The following is a 237-nucleotide window of genomic DNA, read 5'->3' as shown; positions in this document are numbered from 1 at the left end:
GAATTACTCAGGCAAGTGTCGAAACGACTCATAGATCTAACCTCTCAGGCTGCGTATGTGGCGAGAATGAATGAAGATGAGTTCCTGCTTTACTTTGAGGCGCAACAGAGTGACAGCATCTTACTAGCACTGCAAGAGCAACTGCAAGCCCCCTATGAGATAGAGGGGAGTACTATTACGGTACTAATTCAGATGGGGCTTGTCGATCTCAGTCTGCATCATACCCATGTCAGCGCC

1 protein-coding gene is annotated in these 237 nt (G+C 48.1%); it reads left to right on the top strand.

The annotated features are described in order from the left end of the window. Window positions 1-237: diguanylate cyclase domain-containing protein (locus MTCD1_RS20275; protein ID WP_143760236.1), on the top strand; the 237-nt coding region annotated here is incomplete at both ends.

This window comes from Colwellia marinimaniae, from assembly GCF_002207865.1.
Classification (GTDB): Bacteria; Pseudomonadota; Gammaproteobacteria; order Enterobacterales; family Alteromonadaceae; genus Colwellia; species Colwellia marinimaniae.
The sequence above is the reverse complement of the archived record's forward strand: the minus strand, read 5'-3'. Positions and strand labels throughout refer to the sequence as shown.